The 24721-nt window shown below is 63.8% G+C and carries 16 protein-coding genes; 9 read left to right on the forward strand and 7 right to left on the reverse strand.

The window, feature by feature from the left end:
* Window positions 1–27: 27 nt before the first annotated feature.
* The 3 genes from sucB to ACWA1U_RS11040 all read right to left on the reverse strand — a co-directional run bounded on the left by sucB (window position 28) and on the right by ACWA1U_RS11040 (window position 5111).
* Window positions 28–1830: a 2-oxoglutarate dehydrogenase, E2 component, dihydrolipoamide succinyltransferase gene (gene sucB, locus ACWA1U_RS11030; RefSeq protein WP_463722234.1), complete on the reverse strand. Its 1803-nt coding sequence runs from the start codon at window positions 1828–1830 to the stop codon at window positions 28–30.
* Between the two features lie 151 nt (window positions 1831–1981).
* A complete protein-coding gene (lpdA, locus tag ACWA1U_RS11035; protein WP_463722235.1) occupies window positions 1982–3364 on the reverse strand; it encodes a dihydrolipoyl dehydrogenase in 1383 nt (460 codons plus the stop codon).
* Between the two features lie 196 nt (window positions 3365–3560).
* The gene (locus ACWA1U_RS11040; protein WP_463722236.1) at window positions 3561–5111 is read right to left on the reverse strand and encodes a leucyl aminopeptidase; all 1551 of its coding nucleotides are present in this window, start codon (window positions 5109–5111) and stop codon (window positions 3561–3563) included.
* A 266-nt stretch (window positions 5112–5377) separates the two neighbouring features.
* Here ACWA1U_RS11040 and ACWA1U_RS11045 point away from each other — a divergent pair, with 266 nt between their 5' ends.
* From ACWA1U_RS11045 to ACWA1U_RS11060, 4 genes are all read left to right on the forward strand, one after another.
* Window positions 5378–6412 (forward strand): proteasome assembly chaperone family protein, encoded by a 1035-nt coding sequence (locus ACWA1U_RS11045; RefSeq protein WP_463722237.1) that lies wholly within the window; start codon window positions 5378–5380, stop codon window positions 6410–6412.
* On the forward strand, window positions 6387–7811 hold the full coding sequence (locus tag ACWA1U_RS11050; protein ID WP_463725020.1) for an MFS transporter: 1425 nt from the start codon (window positions 6387–6389) through the stop codon (window positions 7809–7811). Before ACWA1U_RS11045 ends, ACWA1U_RS11050 begins: the two co-directional genes overlap by 26 nt.
* Window positions 7812–7859: 48 nt before the next feature.
* Window positions 7860–9104 (forward strand): DUF4192 domain-containing protein, encoded by a 1245-nt coding sequence (locus ACWA1U_RS11055; protein ID WP_463722238.1) that lies wholly within the window; start codon window positions 7860–7862, stop codon window positions 9102–9104.
* 367 nt (window positions 9105–9471) lie between these two features.
* Window positions 9472–10713, forward strand: coding sequence for an RNA polymerase sigma factor (locus tag ACWA1U_RS11060; RefSeq protein ID WP_463722239.1), 1242 nt, complete (start codon window positions 9472–9474; stop codon window positions 10711–10713).
* 91 nt (window positions 10714–10804) lie between these two features.
* Here the strand turns inward: ACWA1U_RS11060 and ACWA1U_RS11065 are convergent, their stop codons facing one another.
* Entirely contained in the window at window positions 10805–11029 is a 225-nt protein-coding gene (locus tag ACWA1U_RS11065) for a DUF7455 domain-containing protein (RefSeq protein WP_463722240.1), read from the reverse strand.
* Between the two features lie 240 nt (window positions 11030–11269).
* Here ACWA1U_RS11065 and ACWA1U_RS11070 point away from each other — a divergent pair, with 240 nt between their 5' ends.
* Entirely contained in the window at window positions 11270–13366 is a 2097-nt protein-coding gene (locus ACWA1U_RS11070) for a DNA gyrase/topoisomerase IV subunit B (RefSeq protein WP_463722241.1), read from the forward strand.
* A gap of 129 nt (window positions 13367–13495) precedes the next feature.
* On the opposite strand, the gene ACWA1U_RS11075 is transcribed toward ACWA1U_RS11070, so the two are convergent.
* A complete protein-coding gene (locus ACWA1U_RS11075; RefSeq protein WP_463722242.1) occupies window positions 13496–14563 on the reverse strand; it encodes a M56 family metallopeptidase in 1068 nt (355 codons plus the stop codon).
* A gap of 6 nt (window positions 14564–14569) precedes the next feature.
* The gene (locus ACWA1U_RS11080; RefSeq protein ID WP_463722243.1) at window positions 14570–14941 is read right to left on the reverse strand and encodes a BlaI/MecI/CopY family transcriptional regulator; all 372 of its coding nucleotides are present in this window, start codon (window positions 14939–14941) and stop codon (window positions 14570–14572) included.
* 205 nt (window positions 14942–15146) lie between these two features.
* Here ACWA1U_RS11080 and ACWA1U_RS11085 point away from each other — a divergent pair, with 205 nt between their 5' ends.
* The 4 genes from ACWA1U_RS11085 to ACWA1U_RS11100 are packed head-to-tail and all read left to right on the forward strand — an operon-like array spanning window position 15147 to window position 22185.
* Window positions 15147–16748, forward strand: coding sequence for a cytochrome ubiquinol oxidase subunit I (locus ACWA1U_RS11085; RefSeq protein ID WP_463722244.1), 1602 nt, complete (start codon window positions 15147–15149; stop codon window positions 16746–16748).
* Between the two features lie 39 nt (window positions 16749–16787).
* Window positions 16788–17810 (forward strand): cytochrome d ubiquinol oxidase subunit II, encoded by a 1023-nt coding sequence (gene cydB, locus ACWA1U_RS11090; protein WP_463722245.1) that lies wholly within the window; start codon window positions 16788–16790, stop codon window positions 17808–17810.
* Window positions 17807–21223: a thiol reductant ABC exporter subunit CydD gene (gene cydD / locus ACWA1U_RS11095; RefSeq protein WP_463722246.1), complete on the forward strand. Its 3417-nt coding sequence runs from the start codon at window positions 17807–17809 to the stop codon at window positions 21221–21223. Before cydB ends, cydD begins: the two co-directional genes overlap by 4 nt.
* Window positions 21205–22185, forward strand: coding sequence for a GNAT family N-acetyltransferase (locus tag ACWA1U_RS11100; RefSeq protein WP_463722247.1), 981 nt, complete (start codon window positions 21205–21207; stop codon window positions 22183–22185). Before cydD ends, ACWA1U_RS11100 begins: the two co-directional genes overlap by 19 nt.
* Here the strand turns inward: ACWA1U_RS11100 and ACWA1U_RS11105 are convergent.
* Window positions 22182–24716: a DNA gyrase/topoisomerase IV subunit A gene (locus tag ACWA1U_RS11105; protein WP_463722248.1), complete on the reverse strand. Its 2535-nt coding sequence runs from the start codon at window positions 24714–24716 to the stop codon at window positions 22182–22184. The two genes, ACWA1U_RS11100 and ACWA1U_RS11105, sit on opposite strands and share 4 nt — an antisense overlap.
* Window positions 24717–24721: the final 5 nt, after the last annotated feature.

Consider the following 24721-nt stretch of genomic DNA (forward strand, 5'->3'; position numbering starts at 1 on the left):
ACGCTGCCTTCCAACATTTGCTGGTGCTTAGAGGCCGAGGTCGGCCTCGAACGCTCCATCCTCAAGGCGGGCCTTGAGTGTCTGCAGGAACCGGCCTGCATCAGCGCCGTCGACCAGGCGGTGGTCATAGGTGAGGCACAGATACATCATGGACCGGATGGCAATGGTGTCTTCGCCATCGGCATCTGTCACAACGATTGGGCGCTTGACGATCGCGCCTGTACCGAGAATTCCGACCTGTGGCTGGTTGATGATCGGCGTGTCAAACAGCGCACCGACCGAGCCGATGTTGGTGATGGTGAACGTGCCGCCGGAGAGCTCATCCGGCCCGATCTTCCCACTCTTGGTGCGGGCGCCGACGTCCGCAATCTTCTTCGCCAGGCCGGCAAGGTTGAGGTTCCCCGCGTCACTGATGACCGGAACGAGCAACCCCTTTTCTGTGTCCACTGCGATCGCGAGGTGCTCGGCGTCGTGGTAGGTGACTTCCTTGGCTTCTTCATCGAAGGAAGCGTTCAGCTTGGCGTGCTGCTTGAGTGCCTCCGTGACAGCCTTGGCAATGAACGGAAGGAAGGTCAGCTTTGCTCCGTTTTGAGCCTGGAATGTCTCCTTCGCCGTTGTCCGGAGCCGTGCCACGCGGGTCATGTCCACCTCAATGACCTGTGTCAGCTGGGCCGAAACCTCAAGCGACTCCCTCATGCGCCGTGCAATGGTCTGGCGGATCCTCGGAGCCTTCTCGACAGTGCCCCTCAGGCTGGAAGCCGAGGGAGCCGATGGTCCTGCCGTGGCAGGCGATGCTGCTGCGGGGGCCTCAACCGGCTTCTTCGCTGCTTCCGCGGCGTCAAGGACGTCCTGTTTGCGGACACGGCCACCGACGCCGGAACCCTTCAGTGTCGACAGGTCGACGTTGTGCTGGTTCGCGAGCTTGCGCACCAATGGCGTGACGTACACCGCGTCTGATCCTGACGGTTTGTCACTCGAGGCAGCAGGGGATTTTTCTTCTGCCGCGGCAGGTGCGGGAGGCTCTTGCGCTGGTGCAGCCTTTTCTGGCTCCTTCTTCTCCTCCGGCTGGGCGGCAGGGGCTTCCCGTTCCTCTGACGGTGCTGCAGCGACGGCTTCAGGTTCGCTTGGCTCCGCCTTGACAGGCGCACTGCTTCCGGACCCGATGACCGCAAGGACTGATCCTACTTCCGCGGTTTCATCTTCATTGACCCTGATCTCCTGAAGTGTTCCTGCCACAGGGGAAGGAATTTCAGTGTCAACCTTGTCGGTGGATACTTCGAGCAGTGGTTCGTCAACCTCTACTTCGTCTCCCACGGCTTTAAGCCACCGTGTGACGGTTCCCTCGGTTACGCTCTCGCCCAGCGCTGGCAGGGTAACTTCGGTTCCCGGGCCTGCGGAACTGTCATCTGACCCGGAACTGGACTCCGCGGACGAATCCGCCGGGGTGTCCGTGGCTTCGGCCTCTTCCTTGGGCGCGGCATCTTCCTGCGCTCCGCTGTCACCGCTTTCCTCAGCCGGTGGTTCCTGCTCCTCGGACCCCTGCTCCTCGGACCCCTGGTCTTCCGAGCCACTTCCGCCTTCCGACGAACCTGAGCCGTCACCGATGCGAACCAGCGCAGCACCGACCTCGGCGGTCTCGTCCTCGGCAACGAGTATCTCCTCGATCACTCCCGCAATCGGCGAAGGTATCTCGGTGTCGACTTTGTCCGTTGAGACCTCGAGCAGCGGCTCGTCGACTTCGACGCGGTCGCCGACCTGCTTGAGCCAGCGGGTAACTGTTCCCTCAGTGACGCTCTCGCCCAGGGCCGGTAAGTTCACGGATTCAGACATGTGTCCGTTTCTCCTTGTTTCGTTCTACCTGCGGCCGCCGGTGTTGCGAGGCTGCCGCTCGGTTCGAGGTTGCCAGTGATGCTTTGATTGGAGCTTCGGTGCTGCGTGATGCTACAGCGGGTTGAATGGGCGCATAACGGCTGGAAGCCGGTCAGCCGTGCAGCGCCTTGCCCGCCAGGGCGAGGTGTGCCTCTCCCAGTGATTCGTTCTGCGTGGGGTGGGCGTGAACGAGTTGCGCTACATCCTCCGGGTAAGCTTCCCAGTTCACGATGAGCTGGGCTTCACCGATCTGCTCACCCATCCGGGTGCCGATCATGTGAACGCCCACAACGGGGCCGTCCTTCTCACGCACCAGCTTGACGATGCCGCCGGTGCCAAGAATAGAACTCTTGCCGTTTCCAGCGAGATTGTATTCTTGCGTCTCGACCTTGTCTTCGCCGAGTTTGTCCCTGGCCGCCTTTTCGGTCAGGCCGACCGAGGCAATCTCAGGTTCGCAGTAGGTGACCTTGGGGATGTTGACGTCTTCTACAATTACCGGCTTCAGGCCCGCAATTTCTTCGGCGACGAAAATGCCCTGCTGGTACCCGCGGTGCGCTAGCTGCAGGCCGGGGACAATATCGCCGACAGCGTAGATGTTCCCGACGCCTGTGTGCAGGCGTTCGTTCGTAATGACGAATCCGCGGTCGAGTGTGACTCCGGCGTCCTCATAACCCAGGCCGTCCGTAACCGGGCCACGGCCGACGGCGACGAGCAGCAGGTCCGCTTCGAAGGTCTTGCCGTCTACCAGGGTGACCTTGACGCCGTCGTCGGCTTGTTCGACCTTCTCGAAGAAGGTGCCGGTGTTGAATTTGATACCGCGCTTCTTGAACGCGCGTTCCAGGTTCTTCACGATGGTGGCATCTTCATTCGGTACCAGCGATGGCAGGCCCTCAATGATGGTGACGTCAACCCCGAAAGACTTCCAGACCGACGCGAACTCGCACCCGATCACGCCACCACCGAGCACGATGGCGCGGGTGGGAATGGTGTCCATGGTGAGCGCCTGGTCGGAGGTAATGACCTTGCCGCCTATTTCCAGCCCGGGCAGTGAGCGCGAGTAGGAGCCGGTCGCGAGAATAATGTTCTTGCCGGTGTAGGTGGTGCCATCCACCTCGACGGTGTTCTGGCCCGTGAGCTTGCCTGCGCCCTCAATGACAGTGATGCCCTTGGACTTGATCAGTCCCTGCAGGCCCTTGTACTTGCCGGCTATGATGCCGTCCTTGTAGGCGTTGACGGCGACCATGTCGATGGACTCAAAGGTGGCCTTGATGCCGTACTTCTCGGCGGAGCGGGCGCTGTCGGCAACCTCGGCCGAGTGCAGCAACGCTTTCGTCGGGATGCAGCCGTTGTGGAGGCAGGTTCCACCGAGCTTGCCCTTTTCAATGAGCCCAACGGTGAACCCGAGTTGGACGGCCCGAAGTGCGGCTGCATAGCCTCCGCTACCCCCGCCCAGGACCAGGATGTCGAATTCTTGCGCAGTTGCCGATTCGGCCACGTGGACGCTCCCTCGCGAAATCTGAGACGCGCGTGGGTTAGCGCGTCAGTTGATGTTTGGCGGAATATCGGTATGTATAGGCTGACGTTCCGGTGTGATCTGGAGTTCAGCCTATCCCCAGATCACACCATCAGCCACTTGATGAAGGGGAGACCACACCCCTATGTGTCCAGATTCACCTTCTGTGAATCGGGGGTCAGGCGGTGTGGTTGTCCGCCCTCTCGATGACATCTTCGACGTAGGCGAGCAGCGTCCTGACGCCAACCCCGGTTGCACCCTTTGGCGTGTAACCGTACGTGCCGCCCTCATTGAACGCCGGGCCGGCGATGTCGAGGTGGGCCCACGGGATTTTTTCGCCGTTGACCTCGCCGACGAACTCGCGCAGGAAGACGGCAGCGGTCATCATGCCGCCGAACTTTTCTCCGATGTTTGCAATGTCCGCGACGGTCGAGTCGAGGCTTGGACGAAGTTCCTCGGGAAGGGGCATCGCCCAGAAGAGCTCGCCCGCGCGGTCCGCAGCCGCCTTCACGGCGTCGCGGACGCCGTCGTCGCCCATCACTCCGGAGACCCGTTTGCCGAGCGCCACCATCTGGGCTCCGGTCAGGGTGGCAATGTCGATGATCGCATCGGGGTACTCACGGCTGGCCGCAGCAAGGGCATCGGCCATGACGAGACGCCCTTCAGCATCGGTGTTGAGGACTTCGACTGTACGTCCGCCGAAGGTGGTCATGACGTCCGAGGGGCGTTGCGCCGTACCCGAGGGCATGTTTTCCGCCAGACAGAGCCATCCGCTGACACTTACAGGCAGGCCAAGTTCCGCGATGGCGGCGACGGCGGCGAGCACGACGGCGGCTCCGGCCATGTCCAGCTTCATGGTCTGCATTCCGGCGCCCGGCTTCAGCGAAAGTCCGCCCGAGTCGAAGGTGATCCCCTTGCCGACGAATGCAAGATTGACCTTGGATTTGGCCGGCGCATACTCGAGTTTCACGAGGCGCGGCGGGCGGGATGAGCCCTTGCCCACGCCGAGGATTCCACCGTAGCCGTCTTTCTCCAGCTTCTTTTCGTCGAGGACAGTGACCTTCACGGGTAGGCCCTTGACATGCTCTCTGGCGAATTGCGCGAAGGACTCCGGGAAGAGGTGGCTGGGTGGCTGGTTCACGAGGGTGCGGGTGGTGTTCACGCCGTGACCAATCGCCTTTGCGCGCTCCAGGGCCGCCTTCAGTGTGCGGTCCTGCGCGGCAGGAGTCAGGATGGTGACCCGCGAAAGCGTTTTGGCGGACGCCTTGGGGGCCTTGCCGCCGACGGCCGAGAAATGTTCGGTGTAGGTGTAGCTGCCGAGCAGCACTCCTTCTGCGACCGCCGCGACCTCGTCGACTGTCGCAGCGGGAAGTGCGACGGCGATGCTCTCGATTCCGGTGAGCTGTCGTACCGCTGCGCCGGCCGAGCGCCGGAGGGTCTCAGCCGACAGCGGGCGTCCGGAATGAACGCGCCCGGTTCCCACGAGAACCAGGACGTCGGCGCCGGTCTCCGAGAGTCCAGGCAGGCGTTTCACTTCGTCGGCCGAACCGGTGATGCCGAGGGATGGGAGGCTGTCGGTGAGTGCCCGCGCAGATTTTGCTGACAACGGATTATCAAGCAGGACCGGACCATCAGGGCTTTGCCCGGTGCCGATCACCAGGACGTCGCAGCCGGCTTTCTTGAGATCCTTGGAGATGACAGTCAATTGAATTTCGCTTGTGTTGCTCACGAAGGGTTTTCCTCGTTTCCAATGTCAGGAGTTTCATCACTCACCGCAGGTTGTGCAGCGATCCGTTGTTATCGATCGTAGCCGCCAGATGTGACATGCATCCCACGCTCGAGATCCCTGCCGTCTTCACCAGTATTCGGGGAATTGGTGCAGGGCAGGGCGCGTTACGCAGAGGAGACGAAATCCTGCATCATCTAGGCTGAGTGCCACCGGTGACAGCAGCCCACCGGATTCATTCGGTGGATTCGAAAGCGAGGGAGGAAGCAATGTTGGAGCCGCGAAGCTTATACAACGTGAATGAAGCAGTCATCGATGATTCCCTGCGCGGGCTTCCACTGGTTGTCGGACTCACCGGATTCGTGGATGCCGGGCACGTGGCCGGGCAGGTGCGCGGAGAACTCCTCGAATACCTGGACCACGAAGTGGTTGCCGTATTCGACACCGACCAGTTGATTGACTACCGCGGCCGCAGGCCCCGAATCACCTTCGTGGAAGACCACCTTCGGGACTACCAGCCCCCAACGCTGGAGCTGCGCGTGCTTCGGGACGGTTTGGACGGAAAATTCCTGTTGCTCAGCGGGATGGAGCCGGACTTCCAGTGGGAACGGGTCGTTGCTGCCGTCAAACAGCTTGTCGACCGCTTCGAAGTATCACTGATCGCCTGGATCCATTCCCTTCCCATGCCCGTTCCCCACACCCGGCCCCTCGGCGTCACCGTCCACGGAAACCGGACCGACCTGATCAACGGAGTAGGTTCGGCCTGGAAACCCACCGCCGAACTCCAGGCCTCCCTTGGCCACCTGCTGGAGCTCCGGCTGGCGGATTCGGCCCACGACGTCGTCGGTTACGTTGTCCATGTGCCGCACTACCTTGCCGACGCTGAATACCCGCCCGCTGCGGTCACGGCGCTGGAATATCTGGGCGCGTCGATCGGGCGCGTCCTGCCCACGGACCGCCTGCGTGAGGCCGGGCGGGACGTAGAGCGCCAGATCGCGCGCCAGGTGGATAATTCGGTGGAAGTCCAGGGCGTCGTCCTGTCGCTGGAGAAGCGGTACGACGAGCGCCCCGACGGTTCCGGAAGATCCCTCCTGGTCAAACAGAACATGGAACTCGCAAGCGCCGATGAGCTGGGCTCCGCTGTCGAGGCGTACCTCGCCGGGCCCCGCGCAGCGGATGAGCTTGCAGAGACCCTGGCAGACCTTTCCGACGATGACGATGGCTCTCCGGACCATCCAGCCCCGGAAGTCGACTCGGACGAACCGCCCGAAACCGGGGATGGAGGGTCCCGGCCTGGTCACTGATACGACCGTGCGGGTGAACCGGCGCGCGTGGCTGGTCTGGGGTGCGGGCGTACTTGCCTACCTCGTGGCCGTAAGTCAGCGCACCTCGTTCGGAGTAGCGGGACTCGAAGCGACCGAACGCTTCGACGCCACTGCTTCCGCCCTCGCCGTATTCACCGTTGCGCAACTCGTGGTCTATGCCGGATTGCAGATTCCGGTGGGTGTCCTGGTGGACCGATTTGGTCCGCGCGTCATGATCGTTGGTGGGGCTCTCCTCATGGCGCTCGGGCAGACGCAACTCGCCTTCGCAGAGTCGGTGCCGGCGGGTATTCTCGGCCGGCTTCTGGTAGGCGGTGGTGACGCGATGACCTTCGTGGCGGTCCTGCGGCTTCTGCCGGCCTGGTTTGAACCGCGTCGAATACCGGTTCTGACCCAACTCACGGGAATACTCGGGCAGCTCGGACAGATCCTCAGCGTGATCCCCTTCCTCGCCGTCCTGCAGCACGCCGGTTGGAGTACCGCATTCCTGTCCGCAGCCGCCCTTGGCCTTCTTGCGGCTGTGCTGGGACTTGCCCTGATTCGTGATCAACCAGAGGGCGGCCCGAGCCGAGACCGTATCACCCTCCGGCAAACGGGTGTTTCACTCGCCGAAGCCTGGAAACAGCCCGGGACGCGCCTCGGGTTGTGGTGCCACTTCACAGCCCAGTTCTCTGGGACCGTCTTCGTTCTCACCTGGGGTTACCCCTTCCTCGTGAGCGCCCAGGAGCTCCCCACCGCCACCGCTTCCTTACTGATGACGCTCTTCGTGGTGGTTGGCATGGTGTGTGGACCACTGCTTGGGATTTACGTCGCCCGGCACCCGCTGCGGCGTTCGACGATGGTCCTCGCCATCACGGCGGCGACAGCCCTGGCCTGGCTGGTGGTTCTGACCACACCCGGACGGGCTCCCTTGTGGATGCTGGTGCTGCTTGTGGTGACCGTGGCTGTCGGAGGTCCAGGTTCGATGATCGGCTTCGATTTTGCCCGCACGTTTAACCCGGCTTCGCGTCTTGGCACCGCTACCGGCATTGTGAACATCGGAGGTTTCACCGCCGCTTTGGTCACCATGTTCGCCATCGGGCTGATTCTTGACCTGCTGCTGGCCAGCGGATTCTCCAGCGGTGATCTGTATGCCCTCGATTCGTTCCGCATCGCCTTCGCGGTTCAATTCGTTGTGCTGGGTATGGGAACGGTGGCTATCCTGATCGTCCGACGCCGCGTCCGCGCCCAGTTGGCCAGGCAGTCGATTGTGGTTCCTCCGCTGCGCGAGGCGTTGGCCCGCGAACGGAGGCGACGCCGGGAGGCGCGGCAGGCGCGTTCCGCGGGCAAACCCGCAACTCCTACTGCACATGAGAGAGATTCGGGCGACTTACCCACATAAGCGCTGTCCCCGGCCCGCCGAAGCAGTGGGCGCAGCAAAGTCATATCCATGACACTCACCAACCCAATCTCGGTCAGCACCGCATCGGACATCCTCAGCTATATCCCGCACATTCTTGGCTTTCAGCCGCAGGAGAGCATCGTCTTTCTCACCATGTCCGGCAAGCGGGTAGGCGCAACGCTTCGTCTGGACCTTCCCTCGGAGAAGGCCGACCCCCTCGAATATGCGCAGTCAGTCCGGGAGTATCTCGCCGCAGACGCCACCGCAGACGGTGTCCTCATGATGCTGTACACGCAGCGGGACTGGACAGATCCCGAGGACCCGCCGTTCGCCTCGCTGGTGCATTGCATCGACCTTGTCCTGAACGCCGGAGGACTGGCGATTCGCGACGGGTGGCTGGTCAGCCCAACCCATTGGCGCGACTACTTCTGTGGCGACACAGCGTGCTGCTCCTGGCCGGGCAGCCCGCTGGCCACCATCACCGAAAGCCTCCTCAACGCCGAGCTCGTGTACCAGGGGAGCAGCTACGCGGATTCCATCGAGGCCGCGATGGGTGAGATGGGGCCGGCTGGCAGAAAGGACGTCGGCCGGCTGGTCGCCGAATACGCGCGCAGATTCTCAGGAGCCTGGGAAAGCACGAGCCTGGGCCATGATGCGCTCGTCCTGTGGGACTGCCTCATCTTCGATCAGCAACAGGAGGCTCCCACGGAAGACCCGGAGGTGCTGGCGTTCCTGCTTGCCGGCCTGACGCGTGCGGCTCTGCGCGACAGCCTCATTGTTCTGGCCGCCGCGGGCCTGAGCGCGGCGGCTACAGCCGCGTGCGAAAGCGGCGTCCTTCCCAAGGGCTTGCCCGAGATTGAACTTCCGCCCGCCTGCGCCCGCCTGAAAGCGCAGCATCTAGAACCCGACGAGCACAGGGAGCACCCGAAACGTCATGCGATGACAACCAAAGATCCCACGGAGGTGACCGGCGCCCTCTTCAGCGAGGTTTTCCTGGCGACCGGCGCTGCCCCCGATTGGGAGCGACTGGATGCCGCCCACGCGGTCTTCGTGAGGTTGTCGACCGTCGCGAAAGGAGAACCCAGATCGGCGCTGCTCAGCATCCTGGGCTGGTTGGAGTGGGGCCGCGGCAGGGGTTCCAGGGCACACCGGTACCTGAGCGCATCCTTGGCCGAGACACCCGGCTACAAGCTCGCCGAACTCCTTATTGAACTCGTGGGTACCGGGTCTTTGGCACCATGGGCGCGGCGCCGGGAAACCGCGTGGACTACGGAAAACCGAAAGGTTGCGTGAGGTTTTCAGCCAGGGGAGGTTAGTGGGATGACCGGCCAGTGGTGAGCAGATGAATGGTGAAGAGCAGGTTCGTTACCACCCGCCGGTGAGGGGTCCCGACGGAGTGGCGGAATTTATGCGGGGTCCGTAAAGCGTGCGACAATGGAACCCAGACCCGGTTGGGTTCGTGTTTCAGATCGGAGTGCTGCACTCCTCGCAAAGCTGTAGGTAACTACACCGCCTTTGCCGGGAATACCGCACTGAGCGGAGCTGTTGGTCCTACTTACAGTTTCCGCCGATCCGTCTGAGTTCAAGCACGGACTTGACAGGGTCATAGTGGTGTTGCCCCCTTGGCGGCACCACAAACCGCCGTATGAAAGGTTCTTGAGTGTCGGCCAAGAAGACAACAGCACCGGTGTTAACGGAACCCGGTACAACTGCAACCAAGCGCAAGTCCACCGCGCCGAAGGCGGCCTCCAAGGCTGGCACAACGCGCGGAGCAAAGCGCTCGGCAAACGGGGACAGCGCAGAAACTTCAGGAGCAACGCTCACTGAAGAGGAAACCACGGCTCAGCAAGCTGATCCGACACAGAGTGACGCAGACTCTACGGACACGGAGACACCCGAGGCCGGAGCGGCCGAGGCAACGACCGGAAGCGGCTTTGTCTACTCGGACGCTGACGACGACGACGCCCCCGCGCAGCAGGTCGTGTCCGCCGGAGCCACTGCGGACCCCGTCAAGGATTACCTGAAGCAGATCGGCAAGGTTGCACTGCTGAACGCCGAGCAGGAAGTCGACCTGGCTTTGCGCATCGAGGCGGGCCTCTTCGCGGAGGAAAAACTCGCCGCCGACCAGAACATGGACCCCAAGCTGCGGCGTGAGCTCGAATGGGTCATCCACGACGGCAAGCGCGCAAAGAACCACCTGCTTGAAGCGAACCTTCGCCTGGTGGTTTCGTTGGCCAAGCGTTACACGGGCCGCGGAATGCTGTTCCTCGACCTCATTCAAGAGGGCAACCTCGGCTTGATCCGCGCCGTGGAGAAGTTCGACTACACAAAGGGCTTCAAGTTCTCCACCTATGCAACGTGGTGGATCCGGCAAGCAATCACGCGTGCCATGGCTGACCAGGCCCGCACCATCCGTATTCCGGTGCACATGGTTGAAGTGATCAACAAGCTCGCCCGCGTGCAGCGGCAGATGCTGCAGGATCTGGGGCGTGAACCGACTCCCGAAGAACTGGCCCTCGAGCTGGACATGACTCCCGAGAAGGTAGTCGAGGTCCAGAAGTACGGACGCGAACCCATCTCGCTGCACACGCCGCTCGGCGAAGACGGCGACTCAGAGTTCGGTGACCTCATCGAGGACTCCGAGGCTGTGGTTCCTGCCGACGCCGTGAGCTTCACCCTCTTGCAGGAGCAGCTCCACTCCGTTCTCGACACACTGTCGGAGCGGGAAGCGGGAGTGGTGGCCATGCGCTTCGGACTGACCGATGGCCAGCCCAAGACCCTCGATGAAATTGGCAAGGTCTACGGGGTGACGCGGGAGCGGATTCGTCAAATCGAGTCGAAGACCATGTCCAAGCTTCGCCACCCTTCACGGTCCCAGGTTCTCCGGGACTACCTCGACTAACACTCGGCTGAGACCAAAACAGAAGAACCCCTTCGTGGCCTCACGGAGGGGTTCTTCTGTTTTGGTCTGTTTAGCAGTGACCCGTAATCGCTTACGGTTCGACGGTTGCAGAGGCCTTCTCGTTCAAGCGGCCTGTTTCATCCTGCCACTCAGACGTCTGGGGCCTGAGGGTGCTTTCCACTGCACGGGCATGATGCCCGCAGAAGAGAAGCTCGCCACCGGAGGAGGAAAGGACTGCACGAACGTATGCCTGTGCTCCGCACCGGTCGCAACGATGCAGTGCCGTCAGCTCGCGGGTTGCTGTAGCTGTTGTCATGGGTGCCTCCTTAGTGGTTCCTGTACTTCATATAACCACTATTCGTAGCCGGATCTTCGCAAGCTGGGTCTGCTTTCGCTGAGCGCGTAGGCCACCTGAGACGGCTCGGCACGCCTGCGGGGCCACCGAAGCACCAGGCAATATGCTGTAGACACTGCCGTGGAACAATTGCTCGAGCGGTTTTACGAACGCACACTCGCAGCAGCCAAGAGACATTATCCCAAGGAGTTTCCAGCAAACGTGGCCCCCGGTTCTGAATACACAGCGCGTCATCTCTCGGTGCTTGAGGGACTCGAAGCCGTACGCAAGCGGCCGGGTATGTATATCGGCTCCACCGACTCACGCGGGCTCATGCACTGTCTGTGGGAGATCATCGACAACTCCGTCGATGAAGCTCTCGCCGGGCACGGACAAAGCATCAAGGTCATTTTGCACTCTGACGGTTCCGTCGAAGTGCACGATGACGGCCGCGGAATCCCTGTGGACGCCGAGCCCAAGACTGGTCTCAGCGGCGTCGAAGTTGTCTTCACGAAACTTCACGCGGGCGGCAAATTCGGCGGGGGCTCCTATACGGCCTCCGGCGGGCTGCATGGTGTTGGCGCAAGCGTCGTCAACGCGCTCTCCTCGAGGCTCGACGTACAGGTGGACCGTGGCGGGAAGACGTACGAGATGTCCTTCCGCAGGGGCGAACCGGGCCGCTTCGAAGATGAGCGAAAGGTCCTGCCCACTGCCAAATTCTCCCCGTTCGTCGACAGTTCACGGCTCGAGGTTGTCGGCAGCACCAAGCGTGGGGTGACGGGTACGCGGGTCCGCTACTGGGCAGACCGCCAGATCTTCACCCCAGACGCGAAATTCTCCTACGAGGAACTCCAGGCGCGCGCCCGGCAAACCTCCTTCCTGGTCCCCGGGCTACGAATCACGGTTCGCGACGAGCGCGGTCTGCCCGGAACCGACGGCGTTTTGGAGGAAGAGTTCCATCACGACGGCGGAATCTCGGAGTTCGCGGAGTTCCTCGCGATCGATCATGCGGTGACCGACGTCTGGCGGTTGCACGGTTCCGGTCGATTCAAGGAATCTGTACCCGTGCTCGACGATCAGGGACACAGCCGCATAGCGGAAGTGGACCGTGACTGCGAGGTCGACATCGCCCTGCGCTGGGGGATCGGTTACGACACAACGGTCAAGAGCTTCGTCAACATCATCGCTACTCCCAAGGGCGGAACCCATCAGGCCGGGTTTGAACAGGCGCTGCTGAAAACTTTCCGCAAGGCCGTCGAGACGAATGCCCGCAAGCTCAAGGCGGGTAACGACAAACTGGAGAAGGACGACGTATTTGCCGGCCTGACCGCCGTGCTGACCGTCCGGCTGGCAGAGCCGCAATTCGAGGGCCAGACCAAGGAAATCCTGGGCACCTCAGCTGTGCGGGCGATTGTCGCCAAGGTCTTGGAAACCCAATTGCAGGCGAAACTTACTTCTCCGGCGCGGGGGGACAAGGCCCAGGCGGCGCTCCTTCTCGAGAAGGTGGTCGCTGAGATGAAATCGCGCGTCTCAGCGCGCGTCCATAAGGAAACCCAGCGGCGGAAGAATGCCCTCGAGACCTCGTCAATGCCCACCAAACTGGCAGACTGCCGCATCGACGACACCGAGCGGTCGGAACTGTTCATCGTTGAGGGTGACAGCGCGCTTGGCACTGCGAAACTTGCGCGATCTTCGGACTACCAAGCCCTGTTACCTATCCGCGGCAAGATTCTGAACGTGCAGAAGGCGTCAGTGGGGGACATGCTCTCGAACGCCGAATGTGCTGCCCTTATTCAGGTAGTGGGTGCGGGATCGGGCCGCAGCTTCCAGCTCGATGCTGCCCGCTACGGGAAAATCATTCTGATGACGGACGCTGACGTCGACGGCGCACACATCCGGACCCTGCTGTTGACCCTGTTCTTCCGCTATATGCGGCCACTCGTTGATGACGGACGCGTTTATGCGGCTGTTCCGCCGCTTCACCGCGTTGAGGTGGTCAGCGCCGGCAGCAAGCCGAACGAGACGTTGTACACCTATTCGGAGCAGGAACTGCACCGGTTACTGGCGGAGCTCGAACGGACAGGCAGGCGCTACAAGGAACCCATCCAACGCTACAAGGGCTTGGGTGAGATGGACGCCGGCCAATTGGCGGAGACCACCATGGACCCGCGCCACCGCACCCTCCGCCGGGTACGGATCCAGGAAGCGGAGGCGGCCGAGCGTGTGTTCGATCTCCTCATGGGCAGCGACGTGGCGCCCAGGAAAGATTTCATCGTCGCAGGGGCAGCGTTGCTTGACCGCGAAAGGATCGACGCCTGACGAACGGCTGACCAAACGACGACGGCGGCACGCAGGTTTGTAGGGCCGGCCTCGCTTCAGCTGCGAATATCAGGTCGCGAAATCATAGTGATGCTGAATCAGAGTGAAGCTGCCGTAGTAGGTGATCAGCTAGCCGAACAGGCCGGGCGCAATCAGCAGCAGCGTCGGCACCGTGAGCAGGACTGCGGAGGCTGCCAGTGCGCTGAAGGTCTGGAGGAAGGTGAGCGGCGGTTGCGGCTCGAGCAGCCTGCGCAGCCGGTGCACGGTGGACTGGGCCCCGCTGCCGTCGTCGCTTTCGGCGCCCGCAGTGATGAGGCTGTCCTCCTGCGGCACCTGTTGACTGCCGGGCGGCGCGTTGACTGTCGGATCCTTTTCAGCCGGCCCGTCTTCAGCTGGTTCCTCCGCAGTGGGTTTGCCCGCAGCCGTTGACGTCGCGGGGGGCGCGAGCGAACCGCTGGCCACGATGGCAATGGCGCCGACCAGCACCTTCTGGTTCACCCGTTTCACTGCTTCGTCATCGGCAAGCATTTCGATCAGCTCGTTCACCGCGCGCTGTGCCAGGCGCGAGGTCGGCAGCCAGGGCAGGGCGGAACGCCAGGCTGCGAAAGCCCAGAGCAGCAGGTGGTGCCGCTGGTTGAGGTGGGCCTGTTCATGGATGAGTACTGCGCGAAGCTCGTCCTCGGACAACAGGCCCATCAGCCCGTCCGAAAGCACTGTTACTGATCTAGCGCCGCCTGGCAGGCAGTAGGCCACTGGCGCCGCGTGCTTGATGACGAGTGTGGAGGGGTTCCCGTGAGAGGGCGAACTCAGGAGGTTAAGGAGGTCCCGGTGGCGGCGGCGCTGGCTCCTGATACGCGCGTAGGTCAACAGCAGGGTGAAGACGAGGTGTGCGGTCAGCAGGCTGGCCGCACTTAGGGCAAACACGTGGGCGAGACCGAGGGTGTCAGCGGGACGGTTATTTACGATGATTTCCCACAACCGTCCGAGCGCCTGCAGCAAATTATCGCCGAGAGGTTCCAGTCCCCACACGAGCATGGCGCCGATCATCGACAATCCACCGGCCAGGGCAATTGCCTGCCACAGGATCATGGCGGTGAACGGTGATCTGGACGGCCACTTAGCGCGCGAGAGGGCGATTGGGGCCGGCCACGCCAGCACTACGGCAAGCGCGGCCAGGAAGTGGGAAGCCCAGAACATGGACTGCTAGCTGCCGCCGAGAAGCCGCCGGAGGGTGCGTGCCTCGCTCTCGGACACACTACCGATGAAGCGGGCAAGCACAGCCTCGCGGTCAGGAGCCGTGACGAGGACCTCGTGCATCAGTTCAGCCGTGTGATCTTCCCGGCTGGTGACTGCGCGGTAGGTATGCGGCCGGGTGTCCCGTTCCCGTTCCACAAGGCCCTTTTTCTCAAGCCTGGACAGGACCGTGAGCACCGTGGTTACGGCGAGTTCCTTACCCTCTGTCATACCTGCGGGGGCGAGCGCCAGAGCATCGCGGAGGGAGTTCGCGGTCATGGCCTCAGGGGTGCCCCACAGGAGGTCCATCACTGTGCGTTCCAGTTCACCGAGCGTGGCCATTCGTATTCCTTCGTTGAGCTTCCATCTGCTGGAACAGGGAAGGTCTCGCCTGTACCAACTACCCCTTAACTTACATCGTTTTTGTGCAAGGTTCTACATGGTGTAGAAGTACGCTGCGAGTTGTTCTACGATACGTAGAAGTAGCTTTTCTACGGCTTGTAGAAAAGAGTCCGCAAATGAGCAGTGCTTGAGAAATCGAGGACCCGTGGAAGCACTCGAAATCGCCCGCTGGCAATTCGGCATCACTACCGTCTACCACTTCCTGATGGTGCCCCTCACTATTGGCCTCGGTCTCGTCGTCGCGCTGACGCAGACACTCTGGCTCCGTTCGGGCAAAGAGCAGTACCTGCGCATGACCAAGTTCTGGGGAAAGCTTTTCCTCATCAACTTCATCATGGGAGTGGCCACGGGAATAGTGCAGGAATTCCAGTTCGGGCTCGCATGGAGCGAATACAGCCGCTTCGTTGGCGACGTCTTCGGTGCTCCGCTCGCCATGGAGGCACTTCTGGCATTCTTCGTTGAATCGACCTTCCTCGGCCTGTGGATCTTCGGCTGGCAGCGGCTGCCCCGCCTGGTGCACCTGGGATGCCTGTGGGCAGCAGTATCGGCCTCAGTGTTCTCGGCCTACTTCATCATCGTTGCGAACTCGTGGATGCAGCACCCTGTGGGAGTCGAACTTGTTGACGGGCGGGCCCGGATGGTGGACGCGTGGGCTGTCTTCACCAACAACACCGCACTGGTTGCGTTCACCCACACCATCTTCGGCGCCCTGGCAGTCGCCGGCGGGTTCCTGCTCGGTATCGCCTGGTACCACCTATGGAAGCGGCGACGCGACGGACTGGACACCGTGGGACCCGCCGGACTCGTTGTTCCAGGTGTTGGTCCGCGCAACCGCGGCCGGATCGATCACCAGGTCTGGCTGCGCTCAGCCCGGATCGGCGCCGTCGTCGCACTCGTCTCTTTCGCCGGGACCGCGGTCTCCGGCGACCTGCAGGCCAAGCTCATGTTCGAGCAGCAGCCCATGAAGATGGCTGCCGCGGAGGCGGCCTGCCACGACGGCACCGGGTTTTCCATTCTCTCCGTCGGCAACCTGGGCGCACAGGATTGTGATGACATCGTCGCGGTCATCGAAGTACCCGGAGTGCTCTCGTTCCTGGCAAACGGGGACTTCACTACCGAGGTCAAGGGCGTCAACACCCTCCTGCCCGAGTATCGGGAGGAGTATGGCGAGACCTTGCCGGATAACCCGGTCTACGGCGAGCGCGCAGGAATGCCGATCGATTACCTCCCCGTCATGGAAGTCACCTACTGGGGATTCCGCATCATGATCGGGTTCGGGGCCGTTGCGGCGTTCGCGGCTTTGGTTGCGCTCTGGATTCTCAGGAAGGGGACGGTCCCGGAGTCACGCTGGCTGATGCGGCTGGCGGTACTCGGCATCCTGGCCCCGTTCGGCGCGAATTCGGCGGGCTGGATCTTCACCGAGATGGGCCGCCAACCGTTCGTCGTGGCTCCGAACCCGGACCCGAACGGGATTGACGGCGTCTTCATGTTCACCGCCGCGGCAGTCTCGCCAGGGGTGGAAGTCTCAGAACTGGTGTTCTCCCTGGTGGCATTGACGCTCGTGTACGCGGCGCTCCTGGTGGTCGAGGTGAAGCTCCTGGTCACGTATGTGCGCGGTGGCGTCGCTTCCGCCATGCCGGAGCTCGCGAAGGACGACGACGGCGGGTCCCCGGATCACGACCCGACGGACGGTCCCGGCGACGGGACGAAGAACGGAGACGACGATGTGCTCGCCTTCGCCTACTGACCCTTATGCCTCCCGCCAGAACCCGGAAAGGATCACCTCATGACCGAGATGTTGCCCACCATCTGGTTCGTCGTTATCGCCGTCCTGTGGACGGGGTACCTCTTCCTCGAGGGTTTCGATCTCGGTGTCGGCATGCTCATGAAGCTTTTCGCCCGCACCGACCGTGAGCGCAGGGTCCTCCTGAACACCATCGGACCGGTTTGGGACGGCAACGAGGTGTGGCTGCTGACCGCTGTGGGAGCAACCTTCGCCGCCTTCCCGCTGTGGTACGCGTCGCTGTTGTCCTCGCTGTACCTCCCACTCGTCCTGGTTCTGCTTGCGCTGATCTTCCGGGCAGTCGCCTTCGAATACCGGGGCAAGATCAACAGCGAGCGCTGGCGCCACCGCTGGGACCGTGCCATATTCGCCGGGTCCTTCACTTCGGCCGCCGGGATCGGCGCCACGCTTGCGCTGACCACCACTGGGTTGCCCTTGAACGCCAACGGGGACAGGGTGGGGGGTCCCTTTGCATGGTTTGGCTTCGACGCCCTGCTGGGGGCGGCCGCCGTCGTCCTCTTCTGCCTGGTCCACGCCCTGGCGTTCCTTGTCCTGAAAACCGACGGGCCTATCCGCGAGCGCGCGCGTGGGCTCCTCGTGCGGACGCTCCCGCTCGCCGTCGTGCCGTTGCTCCTGTGGGCCGGCAGGGTCCACACGGGAGGCGGAACATGGTGGACGGGCGTGCTGCTCACCCTGGCCGTCGTGGCGGTCGCCTGCTCCTGGCTGGCCGAGACGCGGAGCCGCGACGGCTGGGGATTCCTCTGGCTGGGTGTCTTCCTCGCGTCGACCCTCGCCTGCATCTTCGGGTCCGCCTACCCTGTCGTCCTGCCGTCGACCCTGAACGAACTGTTCAACCTCACGGTCGACAATGCCTCCAGCTCGCCCTACACGCTCGGACTGATGAGCATCATCGCCTCCTTCGGTGTTCCCCTGGTGCTCGCTTACCAGGGCTGGACCTACTGGGTCTTCCGGAAACGGGTGACCGAACAGAGCATCCCGAAAGCACATTCAGTGAGCCCGCTGTGATTGAGCGTCTCCTGGCACGTGGCCCGGCCGGAACTGCCGCGCCTGCAGGGCCCGTTTACCTGCTTGGTGTGCTCGCTGCGCTGAAGGCGGCGGGACTGATCCTGATCGCCGAGGCAATTGCGCACGGAATCGCGGACCTCGCGGCGGGGGACAGGCTTCCGGCCGCCCTGCTCTGGGTCGGCTTGGCGGGGGTGTTGATCCGTACGCTTGCGTCGGGGGCCCAGCCGGCGGTCGCGCAACGGCTGGCCCACGGCGTCAAGGAGCGGCTCCGGAGGGATGCACTGGAGCGGTTGCTCGAGGATGGTGCGCCGGAGGGCCAGGGGGCCGGTGCCCTCAGCGTCCTGTTGACCAGGGGACTGGACGGCCTGGACAAGTACTACACGCAGTACCTGCCGGCATTGGTCACGTGTGCGGTGATTCCGCTCCTGGTCGGAGCCAGGATCCTTGCCGCCGACTGGGTGAGTGCGTTGATCATCATCGTCACCACTCCGTTGATTCCCCTTTTCATGGTGCTGATCGGCTGGCACACGCAGGAGCGCACCAGCGAAGCGCGCTCATCCCTGGACCGGCTCTCGGACCACCTGCTTGAACTGGCGAAGGGCCTGCCCGCGCTGGTGGGTATGGACCGGGCGTCCGCGCAGACCCGCGCCCTCGCCGACATCAGCGCACAGTATTCGCGGCGGACCATGGAAACCCTGCGCGTAGCTTTCCTTTCCTCCCTTGCCCTGGAATTGATCAGCACCATCTCCGTTGCCGTCGTCGCGGTGTTCGTGGGAGTGCGGCTGATCCATGGCGACGTCGGATTGGAAGTGGGACTCCTTGCGCTGATCCTTGCGCCGGAGTGTTATTTACCCCTGCGAGACGTCGGAGCTGCCCACCACGCGAGCGAAGAGGGCCTGGACGTCGGACGCCGGGTCCGCGGCCTGCTGGATGCTCCGCAAAGGATCGTCCCGAGGGGAGGCACAGACGACGGCGACGGCGCCGCCCGGGTGGAGAACCTCACCGTCCGGTATACCGGCTCGAAGGAAGCGGTCCTGACTGACCTGTTCTTTACGCTGGCGCCTGGGACGATCACCGCGCTGCGCGGCCCCAGCGGGAGCGGCAAGTCCACGCTGATGAGCCTGCTCGCAGGAGAGCCCGTCCCGCAGCTCGAGGTGACCGGCGTCGTCGTTCCCCTGCGGGGCAACCGGGGCACTGTGGCCTGGGTCCCGCAGCATCCGGAACTACTGCTCGGAACCGTGCGGGAAGAACTCGCCTTCTTCGCGGGGACGGACGATCAAAAGGTACTCTCGCAGGCGCTCGCCGACGTCGGCGGCACACATTTGCTCCAGAAGGCAACAGGGGATCTCAGTCCCGGCGAGCTGCGCCGCGTGGCAGTCGCGCGGGCGCTGTTGAGGATCGGTACCAATGGCGGTGCCCTCCTGCTCGATGAGCCGACGGCACACGTCGATGAGGCAACGTCCCAGGCCATCCGCCGCGCCATCGACGCGCTGCGGGGACGTGTAACGGTAGTGCTCATCGCCCACGACGCGGCCACCGCAGCGCTGGCTGACGCAGTGATCGACGTGCAACATTCATCACCGGCAGCGCCAGTGACCGCATCCAGGGCGGGCGGCGTGCAGACCGGCGCGGCGGGCCCGCGACAGGGCCCGACGGGTACCGGCGCAGCGGGGGAGCAGCATTCCCTCAACGTTCACAAGGTTGCCAGGGCTCAAGGGCCTGCCCGCGCCCTCCAGGCGCTTTCGCTGGTGCGTCCCTGGTCCCCGAAGTTCCTCGCAGCGCTCGCCTTCGGAACCGGGTCAGCCGTGTTCGCGGTTGCCCTCACGGCGCTCTCCGGCTGGCTCATCGTCCGGGCCTCGGAGCAACCACCCATCCTCTACCTCCTGGCGGCAATCGTCGGCGTGCGTTTCTTCGGCATCGGCCGCAGCCTTCTGCGGTACTGCGAACGGCTCTGGCTCCACGACGCCATCCTGCAGACCGCCGACGCAGTCCGCATCAGAATGTGGAAAACGCTGCTGGGCAGGGCGGGGAACTGGCGGTCACTCGCACGTGGATCAGGTGCCATCGAGCGCCTCGTCGGTGACATCGACGAACTCCGCGACAGCGCCGCACGCACCGTGTTTCCCCCGCTGACCGCGATTATCACCGGAGCGGGGGCCGTGCTGGCGACGGCGATCATCCTACCGTCGGCTCTCGGCTGGCAGCTCGCCTCCGTTGTGCTCGGGGTACTGGTTGCACCAGCCGCAGCCCTGTGGGCGGAACGGTCCGCCGGGTCGGTGGGCCTCCACGGCAGGGCATCGCTGTTGAGGGAAACGAGCAACCTGCTGCGTGCGCGCCGGGACATTTCCGTCAACGGACTGGCAACGCCTGCACTGGGGAGGCTCAGAAGCGTCGAGGAGCGCTCAACTACCCTCCTCCGGCGGACTTCCTGGGCCACGGGCGTGGGCCAGTGCGTGATTGTCCTCGGGTGCGCGGGGGCGGCGCTGGGAATCCTCGCCGGCGCCGGTGCGCTCCCGGCTGAGGCTGTCGCCGTCGTCGTACTGATGCAGCTCGCGCTGATCGAGCCCTTTGCGCTCGCGACGGCGGCAGTCCAGCAGTGGGGTCCGCTGGACGCCGTCGTTCAACGCCTTTCCCCGGAGCTTCGCAATCCGCTCCCAGCGCCGGGCACGCTGGAAGACCGTCCGGGCGGGGCGCCTTCGAAAGTGGCCCTCATTGACGCCGCAGTGGGCTACGAGCCGGGCCTCCCCGTGGTGGAGGGCGTGACGCTCAGCGTGACGCCGGGACGGTGTACAGCCCTTACCGGGCCCTCGGGCAGCGGCAAATCCACGTTGATTGGAGCGCTGCTCGGTTTCCTTCCCATAGAGCGCGGCGAATATCAGCTCGAGGGGTTCAAGCCAGCGGACGGCCGCCGTCCGCGGCTCGCCTGGTGTCCCCAGGAAGGGCACCTGTTCAATTCGACTATCCGGGCCAACCTGCAACTCGCCCGCACAGCCGGGCGGCCGGCCAGCGACGCCGAACTGTGGGAGGCCCTTGCCGCCGTCGGGCTCGCGTCGACAATCCGAGACCGTGAGGGTGGCCTGGACGCGCGGATCGGCCCGGAGGGCAACCGGCTATCGGGAGGCGAACGGCAGCGGCTCGCCGTGGCGCGCGCCCTGCTGGTCGATGCGCATGTCCTGATACTCGACGAACCGACAGCCCACCTCGATGCGGACGGCGCGGCATCGCTCATGCGGGACCTGCGCGCGGGCCTGGCGGAACGGCCCGTGCTGCTGGTTACACATGACCCGCAGCTGGCCGGGAAATGCGACGCCGGCGTCATGCTGACAGCGGGCGACGACGGCGGGCACCTCCAGTGGGGCGCTGCAGAAGGCAACGGATCACCTAGGCTGGAACCATGCCTAGGACTGAACTGATTCCAGCCGACCAGCAGCTGTCCTGGCGGCCGGTTACCAACGCCGACCTCACGGCCTGGGAAGCGCTCCTGCGCCGCATGGCGGTGGAAGACAAACCCGACTGGATCGAACAGCGTGCGGACCTGGAAGAGGTCGTGTCGGCGTCCAAGAACGATCCCGAACTCGACACCATCATGGGTTTCGACGCTGACGGTACGGCGCGTGCGTTCGGGCGGGTGAGCGCAAATGCCGGATCAAACCTGGTCCATGCTTTCGGCGGCGTTGACCCCGAGTGGCGCCGGCGTGGAATCGGCGCAGCGATCTATGCCTGGCAGCTCGAACGGACCCGGCAGCGCCTTGCTGATGCCGGCGTCGAGGACCCGATTCTGCGCACCTACGTCGAGGAGAGCAACTCAGGCCACGTGGCACTCATGGAGGCCACGGGCAACAGGGTGGCACGCTGGTTCACCGAGATGACCAGGGACCTGTCCGTGGACATCCCGGAGGTGGAACTCGATCCGGAATTCCAGATTGTCTCCTTCAGCGATGACATCTCCGAGGCCGTGCGGCTCGCCCACAACGAAGCCTTCCAGGATCACTGGGGGAGCGAGCCACGCGATGAGGAGAGCTGGCACTTCACCGTGTCGCACCCGGAATTCCGGGCCCACTGGAGCCTCGCAGTGATCGACTCCTCCTCCGGCGAGGTTGCAGCCTACGAAATCGCCAGCTACGACCCCGAGTCAAAGGCGCTGGTTGGCCACGATGAGGGGTACACCGAACTTCTTGGCGTACGGCGCGACTGGCGTGGCCGCCGGCTGGCGCCGGCGCTCCTCGCTGAAGCGATGCGCCGCTTCAAAGCCGACGGCATGGAAAACGCAGGTCTCGGCGTCGACACGGAGAATCCTTCGGGCGCGCTGGGCCTGTATGAACGGATGGGCTATACGCCCACGCGCCGGTCGATGGCGTTCGAACGAACCCCCTAGGAGGTCTGGAGCCCGGCCGCACCCGCCACGTCCTCCGGGTTGGGGCCGATGGCGTCAACGGGGGAGGAGAGCACAACACCGGACCCGTCGCGGCGCCCGTGCTCGGTCGGGAGAGCCCGCGCGACGCCCGTCGTTGAGACCGCACGGGCTGGACCGTGGCCTGCCCAGGCCAGCGTCAAATGATCCTCGCCCTTGAGGAAACGGTGCGAACGGACCCCTCCGGTCGCGCGTCCCTTCACCGGATACTCGCTGAACGGAGTCACCTTCGCAGAGCCCGGCGCGGTGCCCGGCAACGCTTCGCTGCCCGCAGCGATGGTGACGACGACGGCGGCATCGTCTCCGGCGCGCACCACACCGAAGGAGAGGACGGCGTCGTCGGCCCCCAGTTTGATGCCGGTCATGCCGCCGGCCAGCCGCCCCTGCGGGCGAACCGATGAAGCCGGGAAGCGGAGTAGTTGCCCCTGGCGGGTGATGAAGACCAGATCAGCGTCAGCACCTGCGTCCGCAGTACCCCCCGAATCGGCGACGGCAAGGCCAACCACCTGATCCTTGGGCTTCAGCGTAATGGCCTCCCAGTCGTCGCGGTTCAACGGATAGTCAGGGATGACGCGTTTCACCACGCCCTGCGCTGTTCCGAGGGCAAACACCTTGTCCAGCGGGACGAGACCCACCAGGGCTTCGCCGCGTTCGAGGGTGATGAACTCCTTGACCGAAACGCCGCCTGCGAGGTTGGGGATGCCGTTGACCGGTGGAAGGGCCGGCATGTCCACCACCTGCAGCCGGAGCATCCTGCCCGACGAGGTAAGCGCCCCGATTTCCGCGCGTGCGGTAGTGGCAACGATGGAAGTGAAGGCATCATGCTTGACCCGTTGGCCGCCGTCGACCATCGGTTCCTGCCCCGTGGTGCGGGCCAGCTGGCCGGTGGTGGAGAGAATCACCCAGCACGGGTCATCGGGGATCTCCAGGGCGAGCGGAGCCTTCACGCCACTGCCAGCCGGAGAAGGCATCATGGTGCCCTTCAACGGTGAGCTAGCCTCTGATTCAAGCAGGATGGTTCGCCGGGGAGTGGCAAACTGCTCGGAAATGGCGGCGAGTTCGGTGGAGACCAGCTGGCGCAGGTTCTGTTCGGAGCCGAGAATCTCTTCAAGCTCGGCAATCTCGCGCTTCAGCTCGTCCTGCTCCTTCTCGAGTTCGATGCGCGAATACTTGGTCAGCTGCCGCAACCGCAGCTCGAGAATGTAATTCGCCTGGATTTCGGTGAGGTCGTAGATCGCCATGAGCCGCTCACGGGCCGCCGCTGCTTCATCGGAAGAGCGGATGATCTGGATGACCTCGTCGATATCGACGATGGCGATCAGCAGGCCCTCCACGAGGTGGAGGCGGTCCTTCTTCTTTCCCAGCCTGTAGGCGGTGCGTCGGCGCACCACTGAGATCCGGTGGGAGATGTAGACCTGCAGAAGCTCAACCAGGCCAAGCGTCCGCGGCTGGCCGTCGACGAGGGTGACGTTGTTGATGCCGAAGGAATCTTCCATCGGCGAGTACCGGTAAAGCTGTGCGAGCACCGCGTTCGGATTGAACCCGTTCTTCAATTCGATGACCAGGCGAAGGCCGTGGGTCCGGTCAGTCAGGTCCACGATGTCCGAGATGCCCTGGAGCTTCTTGGACGTTACGGCGTCCTTGATCTTCTCGATCACCTTCTCCGGGCCCACCATGTACGGGAGCTCGGTGACCACCAGGCCGGTACGGCGGGCGGACAGCTGCTCAACCTCAACGGCGGCCCGCGTCTTGAAGGAACCGCGGCCAGTCGCGTACGCGTCGCGGATACCGTCGAGGCCCACGATCTTGCCACCGCTCGGGAGATCAGGTCCCGGCACGAAGCGCATGACGTCATCCAGTGTCGCTTCCGGGAACTCGATCAGGTGCCGGGCAGCTGCGATCACCTCGCCCAGGTTGTGCGGCGCCATGTTCGTGGCCATGCCCACGGCGATCCCGGTGGCGCCGTTGACGAGCAGGTTCGGAAAGGCCGCCGGCAATACCTCGGGCTGCGTCAGCTGGTTGTCGTAGTTGGGGACGAAGTCGACGACGTCCTCGCCGAGGTGATCCGTCATGGTCAGCGCGGGGGCAGCGAGGCGCGCTTCCGTGTACCGCGCGGCAGCCGGGCCGTCGTCGAGCGAGCCGAAGTTGCCGTGCCCGTCGATGAGCGGTAAGCGCAGCGCGAAGTCCTGTGCCATGCGGACCATCGCGTCGTAGATGGCGGCGTCCCCGTGCGGGTGCAGCTTGCCCATCACTTCACCGACCACCCGCGCCGACTTCACATGCCCGCGGTCGGGCCGCAGGCCCATGTCGGTCATCATGTAGAGGATTCGCCGCTGGACTGGCTTCAGGCCGTCGCGTGCGTCAGGCAGGGCACGCGAATAGATCACCGAGTAGGCGTACTCCAGGAAGGAGCCCTCCATCTCGGAGGTGACATCAATGTCGATGATGTTCTCGGTGAAGTTTTCATCCGGTGGTGTGGCTTGGCGCCTGGCCATGGTGC

The organism is Arthrobacter sp. TRD_SC_6 (genome assembly GCF_055361185.1).

What these genes read in the sequence shown, in the direction of transcription:
- sucB (WP_463722234.1), bottom strand. Translation starts at nt 1,830, where the DNA reads ATGTCTGAATCCGTGAACTTACCGGCCCTGGGCGAGAGCGTCACTGAG.
- ACWA1U_RS11045 (WP_463722237.1), top strand. Translation starts at nt 5,378, where the DNA reads ATGTTGGAGCCGCGAAGCTTATACAACGTGAATGAAGCAGTCATCGAT.
- ACWA1U_RS11050 (WP_463725020.1), top strand. Translation starts at nt 6,387, where the DNA reads ATGGAGGGTCCCGGCCTGGTCACTGATACGACCGTGCGGGTGAACCGG.
- ACWA1U_RS11055 (WP_463722238.1), top strand. Translation starts at nt 7,860, where the DNA reads ATGACACTCACCAACCCAATCTCGGTCAGCACCGCATCGGACATCCTC.
- ACWA1U_RS11065 (WP_463722240.1), bottom strand. Translation starts at nt 11,029, where the DNA reads ATGACAACAGCTACAGCAACCCGCGAGCTGACGGCACTGCATCGTTGC.
- ACWA1U_RS11075 (WP_463722242.1), bottom strand. Translation starts at nt 14,563, where the DNA reads ATGTTCTGGGCTTCCCACTTCCTGGCCGCGCTTGCCGTAGTGCTGGCG.
- ACWA1U_RS11080 (WP_463722243.1), bottom strand. Translation starts at nt 14,941, where the DNA reads ATGGCCACGCTCGGTGAACTGGAACGCACAGTGATGGACCTCCTGTGG.
- cydB (WP_463722245.1), top strand. Translation starts at nt 16,788, where the DNA reads ATGACCGAGATGTTGCCCACCATCTGGTTCGTCGTTATCGCCGTCCTG.
- ACWA1U_RS11100 (WP_463722247.1), top strand. Translation starts at nt 21,205, where the DNA reads ATGCCTAGGACTGAACTGATTCCAGCCGACCAGCAGCTGTCCTGGCGG.
- ACWA1U_RS11105 (WP_463722248.1), bottom strand. Translation starts at nt 24,716, where the DNA reads ATGGCCAGGCGCCAAGCCACACCACCGGATGAAAACTTCACCGAGAAC.